This is a genomic window from Ruegeria sp. (genome assembly GCF_965221235.1).
Lineage (GTDB): Bacteria > Pseudomonadota > Alphaproteobacteria > Rhodobacterales > Rhodobacteraceae > Ruegeria.
Genome location: NZ_CBDCRS010000004.1, coordinates 2302775 through 2322759, shown reverse-complemented (window position 1 = coordinate 2322759; position 19985 = coordinate 2302775). Strand labels below are relative to the sequence as shown.

The 19985-nt window shown below is 55.4% G+C and carries 18 protein-coding genes; 7 read left to right on the top strand and 11 right to left on the bottom strand.

The window, feature by feature from the left end:
• Positions 1–55: 55 nt before the first annotated feature.
• Positions 56–1036: a TRAP transporter substrate-binding protein DctP gene (gene dctP / locus ACOQOY_RS14820; RefSeq protein ID WP_420586144.1), complete on the bottom strand. Its 981-nt coding sequence runs from the start codon at positions 1034–1036 to the stop codon at positions 56–58.
• 131 nt (positions 1037–1167) lie between these two features.
• Between dctP and ACOQOY_RS14815 the strand changes: the two genes are divergently transcribed.
• Positions 1168–1809, top strand: coding sequence for a GntR family transcriptional regulator (locus ACOQOY_RS14815; RefSeq protein WP_420586143.1), 642 nt, complete (start codon positions 1168–1170; stop codon positions 1807–1809).
• A gap of 577 nt (positions 1810–2386) precedes the next feature.
• On the opposite strand, the gene ACOQOY_RS14810 is transcribed toward ACOQOY_RS14815, so the two are convergent.
• The 10 genes from ACOQOY_RS14810 to ACOQOY_RS14765 form a co-directional block, all read right to left on the bottom strand.
• Positions 2387–3325 (bottom strand): 3-keto-5-aminohexanoate cleavage protein, encoded by a 939-nt coding sequence (locus tag ACOQOY_RS14810; protein WP_420586142.1) that lies wholly within the window; start codon positions 3323–3325, stop codon positions 2387–2389.
• A 4-nt stretch (positions 3326–3329) separates the two neighbouring features.
• Positions 3330–4358, bottom strand: coding sequence for a branched-chain amino acid ABC transporter permease (locus tag ACOQOY_RS14805; RefSeq protein WP_420586141.1), 1029 nt, complete (start codon positions 4356–4358; stop codon positions 3330–3332).
• Positions 4355–5218: a branched-chain amino acid ABC transporter permease gene (locus tag ACOQOY_RS14800; protein ID WP_170518731.1), complete on the bottom strand. Its 864-nt coding sequence runs from the start codon at positions 5216–5218 to the stop codon at positions 4355–4357. Before ACOQOY_RS14800 ends, ACOQOY_RS14805 begins: the two co-directional genes overlap by 4 nt.
• 1 nt (position 5219) lies before the next feature.
• Positions 5220–5927 (bottom strand): ABC transporter ATP-binding protein, encoded by a 708-nt coding sequence (locus ACOQOY_RS14795; protein ID WP_420586140.1) that lies wholly within the window; start codon positions 5925–5927, stop codon positions 5220–5222.
• Positions 5920–6648, bottom strand: a complete 729-nt coding sequence (locus tag ACOQOY_RS14790) for an ABC transporter ATP-binding protein (RefSeq protein WP_420586139.1) — start codon at positions 6646–6648, stop codon at positions 5920–5922. The genes ACOQOY_RS14795 and ACOQOY_RS14790 overlap by 8 nt, the downstream gene beginning before the upstream one ends.
• A 50-nt stretch (positions 6649–6698) precedes the next feature.
• The gene (locus ACOQOY_RS14785; protein WP_420586138.1) at positions 6699–7979 is read right to left on the bottom strand and encodes an ABC transporter substrate-binding protein; all 1281 of its coding nucleotides are present in this window, start codon (positions 7977–7979) and stop codon (positions 6699–6701) included.
• 43 nt (positions 7980–8022) lie between these two features.
• Positions 8023–8946: a 3-hydroxyacyl-CoA dehydrogenase family protein gene (locus tag ACOQOY_RS14780; RefSeq protein ID WP_420586137.1), complete on the bottom strand. Its 924-nt coding sequence runs from the start codon at positions 8944–8946 to the stop codon at positions 8023–8025.
• A 3-nt stretch (positions 8947–8949) separates the two neighbouring features.
• Complete coding sequence (locus tag ACOQOY_RS14775) at positions 8950–9735, bottom strand: SDR family NAD(P)-dependent oxidoreductase (RefSeq protein ID WP_420586136.1); 786 nt, start codon at positions 9733–9735, stop codon at positions 8950–8952.
• An 11-nt stretch (positions 9736–9746) separates the two neighbouring features.
• Positions 9747–10091, bottom strand: coding sequence for a cupin domain-containing protein (locus ACOQOY_RS14770; RefSeq protein WP_420586135.1), 345 nt, complete (start codon positions 10089–10091; stop codon positions 9747–9749).
• Positions 10092–10152: 61 nt separating this feature from the next.
• Positions 10153–10989 (bottom strand): cyclase family protein, encoded by an 837-nt coding sequence (locus ACOQOY_RS14765; RefSeq protein ID WP_420586134.1) that lies wholly within the window; start codon positions 10987–10989, stop codon positions 10153–10155.
• A 216-nt stretch (positions 10990–11205) separates the two neighbouring features.
• Between ACOQOY_RS14765 and ACOQOY_RS14760 the strand changes: the two genes are divergently transcribed.
• The 6 genes from ACOQOY_RS14760 to ACOQOY_RS14735 all read left to right on the top strand — a co-directional run bounded on the left by ACOQOY_RS14760 (position 11206) and on the right by ACOQOY_RS14735 (position 19890).
• Complete coding sequence (locus ACOQOY_RS14760; RefSeq protein ID WP_420586133.1) at positions 11206–11952, top strand: IclR family transcriptional regulator; 747 nt, start codon at positions 11206–11208, stop codon at positions 11950–11952.
• A 917-nt stretch (positions 11953–12869) separates the two neighbouring features.
• Positions 12870–14108 (top strand): hydroxymethylglutaryl-CoA reductase, encoded by a 1239-nt coding sequence (locus tag ACOQOY_RS14755; RefSeq protein ID WP_420586132.1) that lies wholly within the window; start codon positions 12870–12872, stop codon positions 14106–14108.
• Positions 14105–15016: a UbiA family prenyltransferase gene (locus ACOQOY_RS14750; protein WP_420586131.1), complete on the top strand. Its 912-nt coding sequence runs from the start codon at positions 14105–14107 to the stop codon at positions 15014–15016. The genes ACOQOY_RS14755 and ACOQOY_RS14750 overlap by 4 nt, the downstream gene beginning before the upstream one ends.
• A complete protein-coding gene (locus ACOQOY_RS14745) occupies positions 15013–17469 on the top strand; it encodes a PEP/pyruvate-binding domain-containing protein (protein WP_420586130.1) in 2457 nt (818 codons plus the stop codon). The genes ACOQOY_RS14750 and ACOQOY_RS14745 overlap by 4 nt, the downstream gene beginning before the upstream one ends.
• Positions 17462–18562 (top strand): DUF3419 family protein, encoded by a 1101-nt coding sequence (locus ACOQOY_RS14740; protein WP_420586129.1) that lies wholly within the window; start codon positions 17462–17464, stop codon positions 18560–18562. The genes ACOQOY_RS14745 and ACOQOY_RS14740 overlap by 8 nt, the downstream gene beginning before the upstream one ends.
• Entirely contained in the window at positions 18559–19890 is a 1332-nt protein-coding gene (locus ACOQOY_RS14735) for a hypothetical protein (RefSeq protein ID WP_420586128.1), read from the top strand. Before ACOQOY_RS14740 ends, ACOQOY_RS14735 begins: the two co-directional genes overlap by 4 nt.
• Positions 19891–19985: the final 95 nt, after the last annotated feature.

Below are 19985 nucleotides of genomic sequence, written 5' to 3'. Positions count from 1 at the left end.
CCTTTGCTTTAGTGGAAAGGTTGTCCGAGGCGCATTGGCCTCGGACGCAACGGGGCTATTCGACGGCCAAAGCGAGATTCAAAAGCTCCTGACCGCCAGGAACTTCGGCGACAAAAGTGGCATATGACGTATCTTGCGCGAGCGTTTGCCAATCTTGGAAGTCCTCCACGGTCATTTTAGCGATCTCCACGCCGGCTGCGCTGAAGACCTCAACCGATTTCGCGTCCTGAAGTTTGGCCTGCTCGAGATAATGAGCCTCGGCTTTCTCCGCTGCGGCGAGGAGTGCGGCCTGCTGCTCATCCGACAACCCTTCAAACGTGGATTTGTTCATCAAAAGCGGCTGATACAGGAACCAAAGCGCGATGTCGGAAGCCGGCGTATAACACGCCACCTGCTCGAAAATTCGGTAGGACACAAACGAGGAAGATGATGTGTTTGCTGCATCCAAAACACCCGTCTGCATGGCCGAGTAGATTTCTGACGACGCCATCGACGTGATCGACGCACCAGCCCCCACCAACATCTGCTCAAAAGATTTTCCAGCGGCGCGGGTTTGCAGTCCTTCGACATCGGAAGGATTGGTGATGCACTTGTCCTTACCGACAAAGCCGCCAGCAAGATAACCATGCACAAGAACCATAACGTCATCTTCAGCCATCTTTTCTTCGAGCGCTTGCATAAAGGGTGATTGGCTCAAACGCGCGGCATGATCGTGGTTCTTTACGAGACCCGGCATCAAAGTGAGGTTGAATGACGGTTGTTGCCCACCTGCGTAGGATAGAGGAAAAACCGTCATATCAAGCTGGCCCCGTGACAGTGGCCGATACTGTTCACGCGGCTTAAAGAGCGACTTGGACGGGAAGATCTTGATCTCAAGATCCACATCCGCGGCGGCGACTTCATCAGCAACGATTTGAGCGACCTCATGCCTGACATCTGCGGTCGACCATTGGTGAGAGAGGCGCAGCTCTTCCGCCTGTGCGCTGCCCGCAAAAAGCGCCAAGCCCAATGCGGTTGATCGTGAAAAGTTTTTCATTGTGATTCCTCCTTGTGGATTATTACATGGCTTATATGTATACATATAGCAACTAAAAAAATCCCGTTGATGCTTTTTTGTATGGATTTGGAATCCGACGCACTGTATGAAAATGTTGGAAAGGAGCCGCCATGCCGCGCGCATCAGATATGCTTATCGAGCAGATAAAAAACGAGATTTTCAGTGGGTTACTGAAGCCTGGCGATCAGTTGGAAGAGGCTGAGCTGTCAAAAAGATTTGGCGTCAGCCGCACTCCAATACGCGAAGCGATAAGGTCAATGGTGGATGGCGGGTTTCTCGAAACGAGGCCTCGCAAAGGTGCCATAGTACGCGTTTTGTCTGCGAAAGAACTGAACGATTTGTTCGAAGTTGCTGCGGAACTGGAAGGGATGGCGGCGCGCTTAGCCAGCGAGTCATTGACGCTTTCACACAAGAAGTCGATCCAAGAAGGCTTGCAACAATGCATGGACGCAGCAGCGAAAGAAGACCCGACCGCCTACGCCGCTGCAAACCTTGTATTTCACGCAGCCATTCACCGAGCAGCCGGAAACGAATGGCTAATTGATCAACTTGAACGACTTCAGGCTCGCATAAACGTCTATCGGCTCTTGCCATATGAAGTTGTCGGTCGACTGGAAAAATCAGTCGAAGAGCATCAGCAGATAGCCGCGGCGATCTTCAACAAGGATGGAGCAACTGCGAACACTTTGATGCGCGATCACATTATGCTGCAAGGCGCACGACTGCCGAGTTTGCTGAAAGCCTTGGAATAATCACCTTCGATTTCGTTTTTTTAAGTTTCTAGTCGGCAAGCGGTATGGCTACGCGGGTAGTAGTGTATTTGGGGGCAAATTACCAAAATCAGCGAAGGAAGGCTTATTTCGCTATTTGGAGCTATTTTCACTAAGCACCCTATGCTGTGTCATGTACTTATCGCTGACATCAGGGCCGACGCAGAATCTTATTCGCGCACTGGAGTCGCCCAAGTTAAGACGCACTTGATCGAACATTCGAAAACCATCAATACCCGTTTAGAAAACCCCAAACTGACATTCCACAAAAACGGGAATTGTCGAGCGATTATGGCCACGTGTTCGTTTTTGCGCCGTCGGCGGTCGCCGTTGCGAGTTTGTGGGCAAGAGGAAGGGCTGCTCATCAAACATGTTGCAGCGGGAATGTCTCACGCTGATTAGGCGCTTTAGGTGCGGCAGTTCTGGGGCTTTAGGTATTTCTCGTCCTCCAACTGAATAAATACCAATGACAACGTTATACGATGGTTTGAAAACAACACCGTCGACCCTAAAGGCGATAGTGATTGGTGGTTCAGCCCAAAGGTTTTGAGCGACTTTTTTAGAAGTCCACCCGATCTCCGCCCTTCAAATCCAGAATTTCTCTGGTTTCGTCGGGCGTTGCAACCTGACTGCCTAGCTCTTCTACAATTCGTCGAATTTTAGCGACTTGCTGAGCATTGCTTTCAGCCAGTTTTCCACGAGAGATGAACAGGCTGTCTTCAAGGCCAACGCGAACGTTACCGCCCATCTGGCTTGCAGTTGTGGCAAGCGACATTTGTGCACCGCCCGCCCCGAGAACAGACCAGCGATAGTCTTCGCCAAACAGACGATCTGCTGTGCGTTTCATAAAGATCAGATTATCAACCTCGGGCCCGATGCCGCCCAGAATGCCGAAGATGAACTGAATGAAGATCGGAGCCTTGAACAGCCCGATATCCATGCAGAATTTCAAGTTATACAAGTGGCCGACATCGTAGCATTCATGTTCGAATTTGATGTCATGCGGCGCGAGCGTTTCTCCTGCTTCGCGAATGTCTCGGAAGGTATTACGAAAGATGTTCTGATCCGAATTCGCGACATAGTCTTTCTCCCAATCAAATTTCCAATCGTCATCGCCATATCGGTTGGCCAATGGGTGAAACGAGAAGTTCATCGAACCCATATTCATCGAGCACATTTCGGGGCTAAAGGTCTTAGCCGGATTGATCCGGTCCTGAATAGACAGAGTCAGCGATCCTCCGGTGGACAGGTTCACAACGGCGTTTGTCGCCTGTTTTATGCGGGGCAGGAAAGGCGCAAAGTCATTCGGATCAACGGATGGCGATCCGTTGTCAGGGTTGCGGGCATGCAGGTGAAGGATCGACGCACCAGCCTCGGCAGCTTCCATCGCCTCCCGTGCGATGTCGTCGTAAGTGTACGGAAGCGCATCCGACATGGTGGGCGTGTGTATTGCACCGGTTACGGCACATGTGATGATAGTTTTTTTCTGACGGGCCATAGGTTCAGTTTTCCTTGGATTGTCCGATGTGCTTTACGCGATAGCCCAACGGGAAAAGTTGCAGATCATAGCGGCTGCGGATCAGGCCCCAGATGCCTTTCGGTGCCTTGAGCATGACGACAATCGCAACGACGCCGAGCACGATGAGGTAAATTGTTCCGAGGTCGGCCAGCGTTTCGCGCAGTGCAAAGAAGACGAGAGTGCCGATGATTGGTCCTTCGATGGTACCGATGCCGCCGATTACGACGATGAAGATGACGAAGGCCGTCCAGTCATTGACGCTGAACGCAGCATCCGGTGATATGCGTAGCTTTTGCAAGAAGATGAGCGCGCCGATCATTGCCGTGAATGCCGAGGTGACAACGTACACGATGAACTTCGTGCGCCAGATATCGATGCCAAGGCTTCCGGCGGCCAGTTCGTTGTCGCGAATTGCCGTCAACGCCAAACCTTGGCGCGAGCGCAAGAAGAGATACACGGCAGACACCACCAGCACAGCAGCTCCGAGCGCCAGCCAATAGCTCAGCGCCTCACGCATCGCTCGTCCGGACGCCAGTGATTTCACTATGGCGACCGGTAGCGAAGATCCTGATCCCCCGCCGAGCGCAGAAATTTGTGCGAAGCTCAGTCGAAAGACCTCTGCGATGACCCAGGTGCCAATCGCAAAATATGCGCCCCGAAGCCTGAAGATCAGAACAGCAACAGGGACGGAGATCAAAGCCCCCAGCGCACCTGCGGCTGCAATAGCAACTAGTGGGTGCAAACCACCCAGCATCGTAAGCGCAAAGAGCATGTAACCGCCGAAACCCACGTAAGCCTGCTGACCAACCGAGACGAGACCGGCATAGCCCGCCATGAGGTTCCAAAGGGTGGCTAGGGACAGGTAGAGAAACAGCTCGCCCATCAGGCGCATGTCAGCGCGACCCGCCCACCACGGCGCTGCAATCAATACAAGCAGACCTATTGCGGCCAGGATTGCAGCAATCCGCGCTGCTTTTGACGATCGGGAAACGGAATAGTCCTGTAAGTTCATCCGGAAACCCTCGGGAAGAGGCCGTTCGGACGAACGGCAAGAATGACAAGGAAAGCGATATGGCCGGCTAGCACCTGCCAGCCCGGATCAATCTTGGCTCCGATGGTTTGCGCGACGCCAAGGATAACGCCGCCAATCAGCGTGCCCCAAAGGTTGCCAAGTCCACCGATGATAACGGCCTCAAAGCCAAAGATCAGACGACCTCCACCGATTGAAGGATCAAAGCTTGTCCGAATGCCGAGCAGGATACCAGCGATCGCTGTCACACCGAGGGCCAGCGCCATGGCCAGCCCGAAGATGTGCCGGCGATTGAGACCCATAAGCTGGGCGATGTCTTGATTGTCGGAAACAGCCCGAAATGCTCGACCAAGTGCGGTGTGATAAAAGGTCCATTGCAGCCCCCAGATCACAGCGATGGCGATCCCGAAGGTCAGTAGCGGTAAGATCCCGAGGGTCACACCGCCTGCTGCAACGCTGGCTGTTTCCAGTGCACCGGCATTCAGTGTTTGGGGGTCGGCCGTGTAGACCTCCAGCAATCCGTTCTGGATAATTACACTCAGCCCGAAGGTCACAAGCAGCGGCGGGAGAATATCGTCGCCCAGAGTTTGGTTCAGTAGGCCGCGTTGAAGGGCATACCCAATCAGCGCCATAGCGGGAACGACAATCACCAACGCGGCCATTGGGTGCATCCCGGTCGCGGTCGTCACGGTCAGTCCGAGATATGCGGCCAACACAATCAGATCGCCATGGGCAATATTGACGAGCCGCATGACCCCAAAAATCAACGACAGACCTGCGGCAAACAGGGCGTAGAGTCCACCAAGCAAAGTTCCCTGCACGATAGCGTTCAGCCATTCCATATTATTCGATCCCGAAATACGCGCGCGAAATCTCTTCGCGCGAAACGGTGTCAGACGCGCTTTCCAACGAAACGCGCCCCTCCTGCAGGCAATAGACCCGGCTTGAGACCGAAAGTGCCTTGGTGATGTCCTGTTCGACGATGATCGCGCTCATGCCCTCGCCGATGATGCCGGGCAGCGCCTCATAGATGTCTTTGATGATGATCGGTGCCAGCCCTAGGCTAATTTCGTCGAACAGGATCAGATCAGGATTGGCCATCAATGCGCGCCCGATGGCTACCATCTGCTGTTGACCGCCTGAAAGCGATGTTGATGCCTGATCTTTGCGCTCTTCGAGGATCGGGAACAGATTATAGACAGCTTTCAGATCCCAAGGGCCCGAGCGACCAACTTGGGCTCCGATCAACAGGTTTTCTTTGACTGACAAAGATGGGAATAACTGGCGACCTTCTGGAACCATGGCGAGGCCAAGTTCTGCAACCTCGTCTGCGCGAAGCCGGCTGATATCCTGACCTCGGTAGTGAATCTGATCCACTCCGTTCGTCAGCAACCCGGTGATTGACCGCATCAGGGTCGTCTTGCCTGCGCCGTTTGCACCAATGATTGCGAGAACTTCTCCCTCGCCGACGTCCAATTCGACATCATAGAGCGCTTGGAAATCGCCGTAGTAGGAGTTCAAACCGCGTGTCTGAAGAATTGAGTCAGGCATCGGCTTCGATCCCCAGATAGATTTGTTTGACTTCAGCGCTTTCCATGATTGCCTGCGGCTCGCCCTCGGCGATCTTCTTTCCGAAGTCGATAACGATCAGGCGGTCAACAACGGCCAGCAGCGCGTGAACAACATGCTCGATCCAGATGATGGTGACTCCAGACGCGTGGATGTCCTTGATGGTCTGAACCAGTGACTTGCACTCGGCTTCGGTCAAGCCACCGGCAATCTCATCCAGCAACAGCAGTTTGGGCTTAGCGCAAAGCGCGCGTGTTAGTTCCAGGCGTTTGCGCTCCAGCAAAGTCAGGCTACCGGCAAGAACGTTTGCCTTGGGCAGCAGTTCTGTTTGGTCCAAGACCTCCAGACAAAAGCGCTCGGCCTGATGTCCGTGCATGCCAGCTGATTGCGTGGCGGCGATCATCGCGTTCTCGAAAACTGTCATGCCCGAAAACGGCTGTGGGACCTGAAAAGAACGCGCGATGCCTGTATGGCTGCGCTTTGCCGCGCTCCATTTGGTGACGTTCTGCCCACTGAATTCTATCACCCCGGAATTGGATTTGAGCGTCCCAGTGATCAAGTTGAACATCGAGGTTTTGCCAGCGCCGTTGGGGCCTATTACCCCGAGTGCCTCGCCTTGCTGGACCTCATAGCTCATAGCGTCGGCGACAGTGACTGCGCCAAATGCCTTGCTCAGGTCTTGGAGTTTCAGGATCGTTGTCATGCGTCTCTCGGATAGAGGGTTCGGCGCCAAGATCGGCGCCGAATGTCTGGTCAGCCCAGCAGTTTCATATCTGCCGTCACCGGAACTTCGGGCGCGGTACTATTTGCAACAATCTGCAACTCATATGCGTCTCCGGACTTCTGCCACTGGCCACCGACCAGCGGAGTTTTGGTGACGTTGTTCATCGGCCCGTCACCCCAGTTCACCGGCCCGACAATTGTGTTCAGGTTGGTGGACGTGATTGCCGAAATGATCGAAGACGGGTCTTCCAAATCATCCGCCCGTTTGATGACATCCGCAACGACCTCGAACAGCGCGTGCTTAAAGCCGAGCGGTTGCGTCCAGGGTCGACCCGACTCTGCTGTATAACCTTCGGCAAGGTCTTTCGAAGAAATGCCGGTGAGCGAGGAAGAGAACGGGTGGTGCGGGGACCACCAGACCTCAGTCGACAACCCGTCACCTCGGTCGCCCAGCGATTCAATGACGGACGGGAACAGCAGTGCCTTGCCGATTGTCACAACCTTCGGGTTGAACCCTTGTTGGGCGGCCTGGCTCCAGAATGTCGCAAAGTCCGGTGGGATCATATTGCCTGTTACGATTTCGCAACCGGCAGCCTTGAACGCTGCGATTTGATTTGAGAAATCGTCGGACAGAGGCTGATAGCGACCGGGATCTGTCAGCGTATATCCAGCGGCGGCCAGCGGTTTTGGTAGACCAAGTTCCGCATCGCCCCAAGCATTGCCGTCAGCGTCGTTGGGGAAAAGACCGCCGACGGTTTTTGTGACACCCGTTTTATCCCACATATCGAGGAATGCTGCGATCACATCCTCCAACCCCCAGAAGAAGTGATAGGTCGTTTCAAAACCCTCACCCGGAACACCATTGCGGCCAAAGAAATAAGGCTGCCAAGGACAGTCGGTCGTGATGCAGGGAACTTCGTTGATCTCTGCCTGATCAGCGACCGGGTTCACCGTATCCGGGGTAGAAGCGGCAACGATGATATCGACCTCATCGCCCAAGATCAGGTCAGCCGCGACCTCGGCTGCGCGGTTGGGGTTGGACTGGCTGTCTTTTGAGATAATCTCGACATTCCAAATCTTCCCATTGTTGTCCAACCCGGCCGAAAAGACCTGCTGGATGGCCTGAAGCACATACTCGTCGGCCTCAGCGAAACCGGCCAATGGACCGGTACGTGGGCTGACATTGCCAATCCTTAACGTCGGGTTTGCCGCATAGGCGCGCGTTGCCCGGAGGATGGCCGGAGCAGCGATTGCCACCGTAGCCCCGGCAATAAAACTGCGCCTCGTGGCCGTTTTAAATGTCTTTGTCATTGCGTCCTCCCTTCACCGACCTCCCGCCAGTGTTTGATTGATCTTACAAACTCTTCTCGAGATTATTCAGATGTTTCGCGACACGTTGGCGGACCTGATCTGCCTCGCCCTCGGCCCATTTCCTGAAACCTTCACCTGATTTCATGCCGAGCTTGCCCGCTTCAACGAGCGACTTCAGGTAGGATGAAGGACCCTTTTGCGCCTCAAGATCGTGCAGCACGTTTTCGTGGATATCGAGTGTGAGATCAGTACCAACCAGATCTGCGTTCTCTAATGGCCCAAGTACCGCCAACCGGCGCCCAAAGCTGGACTTGATCACAGTATCAACAGCTTCCGCATCGCAAATACCGTTTTCCACCAGACTGACCGCTTCGCGCCACAGCGCATGCTGAAGGCGATTGCCGATAAAACCCGGCACGTCCTTTTCGACCATCACCGGAGTTTTTCCAGCGTCCTTCAGCAGATCGAACATGGTCCGTGCTATCTCGGGGTCTGTCCATTCCGTCTTGATGACTTCGACCAATGGAATCATGTGCGGTGGGTTCCACCAATGCGTTCCCAACGCACGGCTTTTCAGTCGCAAACCGGACATGATCTGAGTGATGGGCATGACCGAAGTATTTGATGCGAGTATGCAGGTCTCTGGTGCATGCGCTTCGATCTCGGCAAAGATTGCTTGCTTTAGCTCCAGCTTTTCCGGCGCCGCTTCAAAGACAGCTTCGGCATTGCGAACCGCACCTGCAGTTGTCGCAAATATCTCAATCATCTTGAGGGTATTTGCGATCGTAGCCTCATCATCCCCCATCGCGACCATGCTTGCGCGAATGCGGTCAGGCACAGTGGCTCGCGCATCTTCCACAGGATCGGTGATGGCGACGTATTGGCCCGCCTTTGCCAAAGTCAGAGCAATGCCGTGCCCCATAAGGCCCGCACCAATTACCGCTATCTGCTGCTTCTTGCGCACCATCTCTTAGCCCGCCGTATATCCGCCGTCGGCATGAAGGATATGCCCGGTGTAAAAATCAGATGCCCGCGAGGCGAGAAACAGGAGTGGACCGGCAAGGTCCTCTGGCTCACCCAGTCGCCCCTTTGGAACCCGGGTCAGGAAGCCGTCGCGCACAGCTTTCGCTTCGTCGGTTTCTTCGAACATCCAAGCCGTCAAAGGCGAGCGGAATACCGTCGGCGCGATCGCGTTGACGGTAATCCCTGTTGGCCCCAGCTCACAGCCCAAGGCTTTGGTTATCCCATTTACTGCGGCCTTTGACGCGCAATAAGCCGTGTAACCGGCAGGGTGCCCAAGGATGCTGCGCGCGGAGCTGACGAAAATGATCTTGCCATACTCGCTTTGCTTCATGTGCGCCGCCGCCGCGCGTGCCAACAGCCAGCTTTGGTTCACGTTGGCGTCCATCACTGCGTCGAAGGTCTCCGGAGCCATTTCGTTAATCGGCGCCACCTTGTTCATACCAGACGCGACAACGAGAATATCGAGCCTACCAAAGTTGTTGACGGCTTCGTCGACTAATGCCTCACATGACGCTTCATCAGTCGGGCGCGTATTTATTGCGACGACGGTGGCACCAAGCGCTTCGCACTCTTTGGCAATCTCATCGAGCACATCTTGATTGCCCGCAGCCAGAACCAGATTGCACCCAGCACCAGCCAGAACGCGCGCAGCGACCATGCCAAACGCGCCAGATGCTCCGGTGATCAGTGCGACGTTGTCTTTTACGTCAAACATCTTGAGTGGATCAGACATTCTTTTCGTCCTCAGCTTTCTGGTGGATACGGAATGACCACCAGCATTTTGCAGGTGTGGTTGGCGCGGTTTTCAATTTTGCGCACTTCGTCCGGTGCGATCGTGCAACTATCCATCGGCCTAAGAGTGGTTTCGGTACCATCTACGATTACGGTCATCTCGCCTTCCAGAACGACGTAGACTTTCTCAAAGGGCGTGGAGTCCGGCCCGGCAGCACCGCCCGGTAGGAACTGGCTGAAGCCGATCCACTGATTTGTCGGCCCGCCCTCTTCGAACCCTTGCAAGCGAAGCCCGTGACATCCGAAATGGTTCGGTGCTTCGTAAGGTTGGGCGTCTTGAAAACGCTTCAGATGCATGTCCGCCTCCGCTCAAGGTTATTGTCGGCCGCCGGAGAACCGGCGACCGGTCCGTGAGTGTTCAGAAATCTTCGCCAGCTTCGATGCGGTAGGACTGGTTCTTGTCGATCATCGCAACCAATCGGATAATGCAGCCATCGCCGCGATCCCAATTCCAAGGGAAGAACGCGAAGGTGCAGCGCTTGCCGGTCACCGCATCCAGATCACCTCCGACGTTTTCGATGCCGAGAATGCCCTTTGAGAAAAGCATGTTGTGAACCGGTTCCCAATCGGGGAAATCTACGTCCCACGGCGTTCCGCCTGACCACTCAAGATACTCTTTTTCGAGATGAGGCATGATCGGACCATTTCGCTGCGGACCAATGGCCGTGGCCAGCGGGTGATCGTTCGCCTGCGTATCGTGGCCAACAACTTTCACACCTTTTTCGATCATCCACTCCGCAGCGGAAGGAACGAGACCTGGGCAATACGCGAAATAATCGCCATCCTCATATTGCTTGTGCCAACCGGTATTGATGATCAGCACGTCACCCTTGCGGATCGCATGCCCACAGGCTTTTTCCAGATCATCTCCGGTAATCTGCTCCCATTTCTTTTTGGGCACGGAAACCACCAGGCCGGAGCCAAAGAAATGGGGGAGCGGGACTTCGTCGATGAACGGCGTTCCCTGAACGACATGCGCCGGTGCATCAATATGAGTGGTCACGTGCATCGTCGTGGTAATCGTCTGAGACAACACGCCTGACTTGGCCATATAGTGCTTTCGGTCGATCTGGACGTCCTTGAAATAGGGCCAGTTGGGGCACTGAAACCCGTATCTGTGGCTCAGGTTATAAAACTCAAGCCCCATGTCATTGTTGGTGTTTGCCTGAAACTCAATGCCGCGGATTTCGACCATTGGGCATATCTCCTCTGTTCGCCGGCAACGCGGCGGTGTTCGCTTTTCTATTGTCTGGGTGGCCTCCCAACCTGTCCCGTATGATGATGCACACGCACTGCATAACGGTCAACTAAAAACTCACTATACGGTTGACTTGCACCGTATTGTGGTACAACACTGAAAAATCGGTAAGCATCCTGAGCCACGATGCGAAGACAGAATGGGGTAAGTTAAATGTCTGAAAAAGCGGATAAAGGTGGCATTCAGGTCATTTCCAGAGCGGCCTCGATTTTGCGTGTTCTGAAAGAAAGCCAATCCGGAATGAGCTTGGGGAAAATCGCCGAGCGTGTTGACCTGCCCCGCTCTACGGTACAGAGAATCACAAGTGCACTTGCTGAAGAAAAACTTGTCATAGCAGATGCAAATGGGGGTGGCTTAAGGCTCGGCCCGGAACTAAACGCTCTCGCGGGCGCCGCGCAGTACAGCATCGTAGAACACTGCCGGCTTCTCTTGACGGAGTTAACCCAAAAGACCGGGGAAACCACAGACCTCGCGGTCATGCGCGGTATCGGCATGGTTTTCTTAGATCAGGTCCCAGGTGTCTATCGATTGACGACCGTTTCGCAAGTGGGTGAGGTGTTTCCACTGACCACCACGGCAAACGGGAAAGCTTGTCTCGCTCAACTCGATGAAGGAGATGCGACAAAGCTTATTCAGAACGAATGGAAACGGAATGGTATCCAACGGAATTTAGATGAATTCCTTTCCGAACTGAATACGGTCCGCGGACAGGGTCTTGCCTATGATTTGGATGAGCATTCTGCAGGTGTATCGGCTATCGGTTTCTCTTTCGTAGACTGGGTCGGAGATTTGCACGCGATTTCTATCCCGGTACCAACTACTCGGTTTAAAAAACAAAGAACAACCATCGAAAAAGCGCTTATCGAGACATCCAAAAATATACATCAAACTTTCCAGTGATCAAATAAGCTGGTTTGTGGCAAGTTCAAGTCGGCGACCGACCTTTTCTAACGGCCTTCACTTCTATTGGGATAAGTTCACACATTCCGCCAACCGAATGGCTGTCAGTTCAACATGGTCGCCAAAGTTGATATCCGCCTCGAATTACGAGTTTCACAACCATTGGGTGTTTGCTGGCATCACCCGCGTTCGCCACGTGGCAGATTGGCAGGAACAGGCGCCTTCGGCGTCTGATCTGCAAATCAGCCCTGATTTTCCCAAAATGGAAGTCAGGATCATTGAAATCGGTCTAGGTGCTGGATGAAGGAAATGAGGCGAAAATGGCAAGGTTCTGTCGCTGCTGGCAGAACTATGTGCCGCCTGACACAGGAAACCAGTGGCGGACCGAGGAGAATAACAATTTTTTATTATCAAACAGATATATGTTAGTTGGACTTTTTTTTGCTCGCATATGAACACAATGGCTCGCAGTGCCCGTGTGTCTAACCGTCACACCCAGATTAGCGTCAAGCACGAATTCTTCTCTTCTTAAGTTTTAGGTTTGTAACAACATTCGACCAATCTCTTTGAGCTGTAGATACGGGCCCAATCAGACACAAGCTGTATCAGCAAAATTCGCATCTAAACTCGTGGCTGAAAAGTGCCCCAAGTTTGATCGCTCCACGTTCAGATTCAGAAGGGTCACATTCCTTTTGTCGGTGCTTTCCGTGCCCAAAATATCATTGCCAAGTATACCGGTACTTTCAACTGCGACAAATGCGAGACCCTTTGGGATCAAACACTTGATCGTTGAACATTTGGCTGGATTTCGATCATGCGACTGATAACTTGCCCTCGCAGCGGTATTTAGCTGCAACACCTCTGTACAGAAAATCTATTGGAGCGCGCTATTGGTAATTCCGTTTCACGTTCGGGAAATGCTTCAACGCATAAAAGCACGGCTTGACGCCGATCAGATACCCCAGCAGCTGGCCCCAAGCGACGCAGAGTTTTCAACATTGCGCCCGTCCCGCAAGCCTACCAAAGAGATCATCGGACGCTTCTGGAACCAGTTGAAACCGACAGCCAGTGCAGAGGATCAAGCACAGATCGCAGATCCGGCAACCATCGAAGACGCCGAAACCTATGGTACCAATATCGAGAACTTCATTGGAACGATTAAGCTGCCTGTCGGGGTTATTGGCCCCTTACGCCTGAACGGAATGAACGCAAACGGCGACTATCATGTCCCCCTCGCAACCACCGAGGCCGCGCTGGTCGCGTCTTACGCCCGGGGTGCTTACGCCGCCACCCGGTCGGGCGGTGTTAGTACAGCGGTATTGTACGAAGGTGTTTTGCGGACACCGGCGTTTGTATTCAAGAGTCTGCTGAAAGCTGGGCAATTTGTGGATTGGGTGGTGACGAATATTGACATGCTCCAATCTGCGGCCGAGGCGACGACCCGTCATGGCAAGCTTGTATCGCTGGAGCCGTTCATTGACACAAACGTCGTTTTCCTGATCTGCCGCTATACCACTGGTGATGCAGCCGGACAGAATATGGTTACAATCGCCACCGATGCCCTGTGCCACGCAATCACTGACAACTGTCCTGTTGCGATTGAGAACTGGTATGTCGAAGGTAATTTCTCGGGCGACAAAAAGGCCTCGGCACTGGGACTGGTGACGGGGCGCGGGCGTAAGGTCAGCGCTTCGGTCACGCTTCCGGCTGAGATTGTCGAAAAGACGCTGGGAACAACGGTCGAGGCGATGCTGGATTATGGCCGCGTCGCCAATCTGGGCGCGCATTTATCCGGGCAGTTTGGTGCGCAGGCGCATTATGCCAACGGGTTGGCGGCCTTTTACATCGCAACCGGGCAGGACGCGGCCTGCGTTGCAGAAAGCGCAATGGGTGTAACGCGTATGGAACCAAGGGGCGACGATCTTTTCTGCTCGGTGACGCTCCCCAACATCCTTGTTGGATCGGTCGGCGGCGGAACCGGTTTGCCCAGCCAGGCAGCTGCGCTGAACATACTCGGCCTCCGGGGCAGTGGGTGTGGCACGGCTTTGGCCGAGGTGGCCGCAACCACATGCCTGTGCGGTGAAATCTCCATCGTCGCCGCGATAGCTGCGGGCCATTTCACCCGCGCCCATGAAAGTCTGGCCCGCCACAGATGAGCATTCAGAACCGATTCTGGATTTATCAATCCGAGCGATTTCCGCTGAAGAAAACCGTCCCTCTTCTGCTGGTGTTTTCCTCGGCCAGTATATGCGTGTCCGCCCGTCTGGCAGACCGCCCACTGCCCGAGTGGCCCGCCTTTGCCGCCGGTTTTGTGCTGGCCATGGTGTTGTTCTTCCAGATGCGTGTTTGCGACGAGTTCAAGGACGCCGAGGATGACCGGCGATACAGGCCGGACAGGCCGATCCCACGCGGATTGGTTTCACCAGGCGAAGTCCTTAGCCTTGGTTTGTTGACCATTCCTCTGGCACTTGCCTCCGCTTGGTTTTGGCACCCTTCGGTTTTGTGGCTGTTGGGTGCGGTCTGGATCTGGCTCGCGGCGATGACGGTTGAATTCGGTGTTCCGGCCTGGCTGAAGGCTCGACCGGTTCTGTACTTGCTAAGCCATATGGCAATCATGCCCTTGATTGATTTGTTGCTGAGCGGCCTCGAATGGCTGCCGGCAGGCGCGGCAGCGCCCTCTCTGTGGCTGTTCCTTGCGTTGTCCTTTGTAAATGGCTGCGTCCTTGAGATAGGGCGCAAATTATGGGCACCCGAAAACGAGATTGCCGGGGTCGACACCTATTCCGCCCTATGGGGTCCGCGTCTGGCGGGACGTATCTGGATCGGCTGCGTCCTGCTGTCCTACACGCTTCTTGTCGGCACGGGCAGCGCCACTGGAGTTGGCTGGCCAAGCGCCCTGATCGGCGCGATAGCGCTGGTTCTCTGCGGGGCTACCGCATTTCGCTACAGTCAGGCACCAACCGTGAAAGCCCAGAACAGGATGGACACTGTTTCCGGTCTGTGGGTGTTCTTCTGCTATGCCACGGCCGGCTTCCTGCCCTTACTGATCGGAGCCGTTGTATGACTTTCATTGTCGCCCAAACGGATGCCAACGATGTCTCGGTTGTCGGAGGGAAAGCGGCAGCCTTGTCGCATCTGTCGCAGCACGGATTTTCGCCGCCCGCGTTCTTTGTCATCACAAATGATGCGTTTCGCATGGGGCAATCCGGCCCAATCGCGCAGAAGGGCCTGCGATCGGCTGTGACTGCCGCGCTTGAAACACTCGGGCCCGGACCTTACGCGGTGCGCAGCTCTGGCCGGTCCGAAGATGGCGTGGACCACAGCCATGCGGGACAGTTCGCAACGGTCCTGAACGTTCCCGGCAAGACTGTAGTCGAAGCGGCCAAGCAGGTCTGGCAATCCGGTTTCTCGACTACGGTCGAAACCTACCGCGCGGTCAAATCCGGCGGCGAGGCCGAGGCTCCTGCGATCATCGTACAGCGCATGGTCGATGCAAAGGCGGCCGGGGTCGCCTTTTCCGCCGATCCGGTCAGTGGTCGGCGCAATGTGGTCGTGATCTCGGCCATTGATGGGCTTGCTGAACAGCTTGTGTCAGGGGAAGCGGACGGAGAGGACTGGGTCATCGGCGCGGATGGCGTACGGGAATGCGCACCGGGCACGCCTGCGCATTTGACCGTGCCCGAGGCACAATCCATCGCTGCCCTCGCGCGAAAGGCCGAAGCGCTGTTCGGACCCCCGCAGGACATCGAATGGGCGATTGATGCGCAAGGACTGCATATTCTGCAGTCCCGACCGATCACCACGGCCCTGCGTCCTGCGCCACTCGAAGATCAAACACTGACCATTTTCGACAATTCCAATATCGTCGAAAGCTATCCGGGCATCGTCAGCCCGCTGACCTATTCCTTTGCCCTGCATGTGTATTCTCAGGTGTATCGCGCCTTTGTCAGGCTGTTGGGCGTGTCCCGGCACACGGTTGCCCAGAACCCAACCGTGTTTGACAATTTTCTGGGGCGTGTGGACGGGCGCGCCTATTACAATCTGATCAACTGGTATCGCGCGCTGGCAATGTTGCCCGGTTTTTCGCTGAACCGCGACTACATGGAAACGATGATGGGCGTTTCTGAACCGATGCCGCGTGAGGTCACGGATGCTCTTGCGCCGCCACCCATCACCGGCTGGCGCAAGGTCGTGGAGTACGCGAAATTGACCAAGGTTGCGGGTGGCCTGATCTGGCAGGCTATCCGATTGACGCGGACCCGGCGCGATTTTTACCGTAGGCTGAACGACATATTGCAGACGGGGCTGAACGTGGACGCCTCTAACGCGACCCAACTGGCCGCGGAATACCGGCGCATAGAAAGCACCCTGCTGGATCGTTGGGACGCCCCGCTGATCAACGATTTCCTGTGCATGATTGCCTTTGGCGGCTCGCGCAATCTGCTGCAAAAATGGCTCGGCGAAGACGGGTTGATCCTGCACAATGGCCTCATGATCGGGCAAGGTGATATCGTTTCGGCGGAACCCGCGCAACGCATTGCCCGGATGGGAGAGTTGGTCCGGCAGGCGGGTCTTGCCGCACCTTTGAAGGCCACTGCGCATCTGTCGGTTTTGTCCGGGCACAAGCAAATCGAAGCCGAGGTTGAAGCGTATCTGGAAAAATTCGGCGACCGGTGCACCGAAGAGCTAAAGCTGGAAAGCGTTCCGCTGCGAGACGACCCGACCAGCCTGTTGCTGGCCATTGCAGCCAGCGCCGAGCGTCCCCCGTCCGGGCGTAAGGAAGGCGCTGAACCGGACTGGCAGGCGCTGTTTCCGGCAAACCCCCTCAAACGGCATTTGGCCAAATGGATTTTGGGCTGGACCAAGGCGCGTGTGCGCGACCGCGAAAACCTGCGCTTTGAACGCACGCGTATCTTTGGTTATGCGCGGCGTGTGTTTTTGGGCATCGGCCGGGAATTCGCCACGCGCGATCTGCTTTCGTCCCCAAAGGATGTATTTTTCCTGACAACGCATGAGGTTCTCGGAGCAGTCGAAGGCTACAGCCTATCGCCTGATCTGAAAGGTATCGTTGCGCAGCGCAAACAGGAGGATGAAGCCTCGTCCCGACGCCCCGACCCGCCGGAACGCATCGAAATTCGTGGCCCCGCCATCGCGCCGATTTGGTCCAAAAACGCGGAAGCCGAGGTGGACACAGCACGGGTGAAGCACGGCACGGGCTGTTCCGCAGGACAGATCATGGCGCGCGCGTGTGTGATCCGCGACCCGCGCACCGAGGCTCTGAACCCCGGTGACGTCCTGGTGGCGCGCCACACCGACCCAGGCTGGATTGCCGTATTCTCAAACGCATCTGCAATCGTAGTCGAGCGGGGGTCGTTGTTGTCTCACTCGGCCATTGTCGCGCGGGAACTGGGTATTCCTTGCGTGGTTGGCCTGAAGGGTGCCACGCACTGGATCAAGGATGGTGAGATGATCTCGGTCGATGGGGCAAGCGGCGCGGTGGCGCGGTGCGATGGGTAGCAGTGAGATTGAGAAAAAGGCGGATTTCGACCATATCCGCTACGCCCAACTGTGGGAGGACGCAGACGTTCTCACATCAGCCTTGGGCGATTGTGCGGGCAAGACATTGGTGTCCATCTGCTCGGCCGGGGACAATGCACTGGCGATGTTGACGCTCGATCCTGCGCGCGTTGTTGTTCTGGACCTGTCACCGGCGCAGATCGCCTGCCTCAACCTCAGGGTCGCGGCCTATCAGGTGCTGTCCCATCCCGAATTCCTCGAACTCACAGGCTCGCGCGCAAGTATCCGACGGGGGGCATTGCTGAACCGGGTTTTGGAGGCCGCGGATGCCGAAACGCGTGCTTTCTGGCAGGCGTTGACCCCGGAGGTTGAAAAACACGGTATCGGTGGCGTCGGCAAGTTCGAGCGCTATTTTCGCATCTTTCGAACCTGGCTTCTGCCACTTGTGCATTCAAGCCGAACCATTGACGCGGTGTTCGTTCCCCGCGCTGCCGCAGAACGGCAGACTTTCTTCGACACGCGATTCAACACCGTTCGATGGCGGTTTTTGCTGAACATCTTTTTCTCTCGCTTAGTCATGGGCCGTATGGGCCGGGACAGCGCATTCTTCGACCATGTCGAGGGCAGCCCGGCCCAGCATGTCGCCCGTCGCATTCGTCACGCGGGGGTCACCACCAATCCCTCGCAAAATCCCTATCTGCACTGGATTCTCAAGGGCGATCACGGCGACGCGCTGCCGATGGCTTGGCGTCCCGAGCAATATGAGACAATCCGATCCAGACTGGATCGTCTGGACATCCGCCTTGGATCGCTTGAGGCATTTGTGTCGACCGGTGAGAAAGCCAGCGGCTTCAACCTGTCCGACATCTTCGAGTACATGTCGCCCCAGACCTTCCGGCAGGTCTACGGCTCAATCCTGACCGCCGCCGAGCCTAACGCCCGGTTGGTCTATTGGAACATGATGGCACCCCGGCGGGTTCCGCCGGAATACAGAGACCAGATAGAAACCCTGACCGACATCGAAACACAGCAGAAGGCCCGCGACATGGCATTCTTCTATTCGGATTTCGTCGTCGAAGGGGTTCAGCCGTGACTGTTCTTGTTCAGATTCTGTTGGCGGCGGGGTCCGTGCTGGCTTTAATCGGTGTCATGATGGTCATACGCCATCTGGCCAAGACGGCGGGTCTGAGTGCCGAAGTACAGCGCAAGTTGATGCATGTCAGTACGGGCCTCTATGCGTTGCTGCTGCCCTGGCTCTTTCCTGATCGCTGGCCGGTCTACATGCTGATTGCGGCCACAGTTCTGGTGATGCTGGTGCTACGTCTGCCCCGTTTTTCATCGGGCCTGGGCGCGACCCTGCATGGGGTGGATCGTACGTCCTACGGTGATTTCCTGCTCGCTCTGTCGGTCGGACTATGCTTCCTGCTGGCCGGGGAAAATACGCTGTTCTACATCCTGCCAGTCGCCGTTCTGACACTGGCGGATGCTGCCGCTGCACTTGCCGGAACCACGTATGGAACCAAACGCTACGTGGTAGAAGATGGCGACAAGAGCTTAGAAGGGTCAGTGGTGTTTTTTGTCGTAACGCTATTGGTTGCGATCATCTGCTTTTTGTTTTTGTCGAAACTACCGCCCTCTAACATCATGATGTTGTGCCTTATGGTTGCGGGTTTTGGCACGTTGGTCGAGGCACAAAGTTGGCGAGGGTTTGACAACCTGTTCTTGCCGCTTGGCTTATTGATTTTTCTGACAAGCCATTATCACAGCTCTTTGGCCGAGCTTACCCTATTGGCCACCCTGTTCTTTGCCGCCCTTGCCAGTTTCGGCGCGGTGGGAACCAAGCTGGGCCTGACCAAACACGCGACCCGCGTTTATGTTGTCGCAGTTTTTTTGCTGCTGGCCGCCGCGAAATTGCAGAACACAGTACTGCCGATTATGGTTCTTGCCGCACACGGCTGGGCGCGTACGTCTTCTCCTTGTGATAGTAAGTACCCTGATCTGGATATCATAGCCGCCCTGGGGCTTTTGGGATTCGGTTGGCTTGCTGTGGGAAATGCAACAGGATGGGATGCGATCTCCTTTTTCGGGCTCAGTGCCATGGGGTTGGCCATGGGGCATATTGCAGTTGCGTTGCGTTCTAGCCCTGTTGCAATACTGCTTGCTGCGTCTGCCTTGTTTATCATTCGGACTTGGGCAGTTTCCCTGAATTCTGAACAATCAAACTGGGCCGAGCCGCTGACGGTTCTGGCCCTGTTCTCATTATTTTGTACAGTCGCAGTGCCATTGGTCCGGCCACATTGGCTCGAAGAAGACAGAGTGCTCAGGCTGACGTTGTTGGCCGTTGCCCCGCCCTTGCTTTATTACGTTTGGATCGTTGCTGGATCGCTTGGTGCGGCGTTCTTTTCCGGAGTTATTTCATGACCAAAGAGACCATCAAAACGGCTGATGCAAAGCTGACCGTATATCTGAACGGTCCGAACTGGGGCGGCGTTCCCGCTGCAACCTTCGGCGATTTT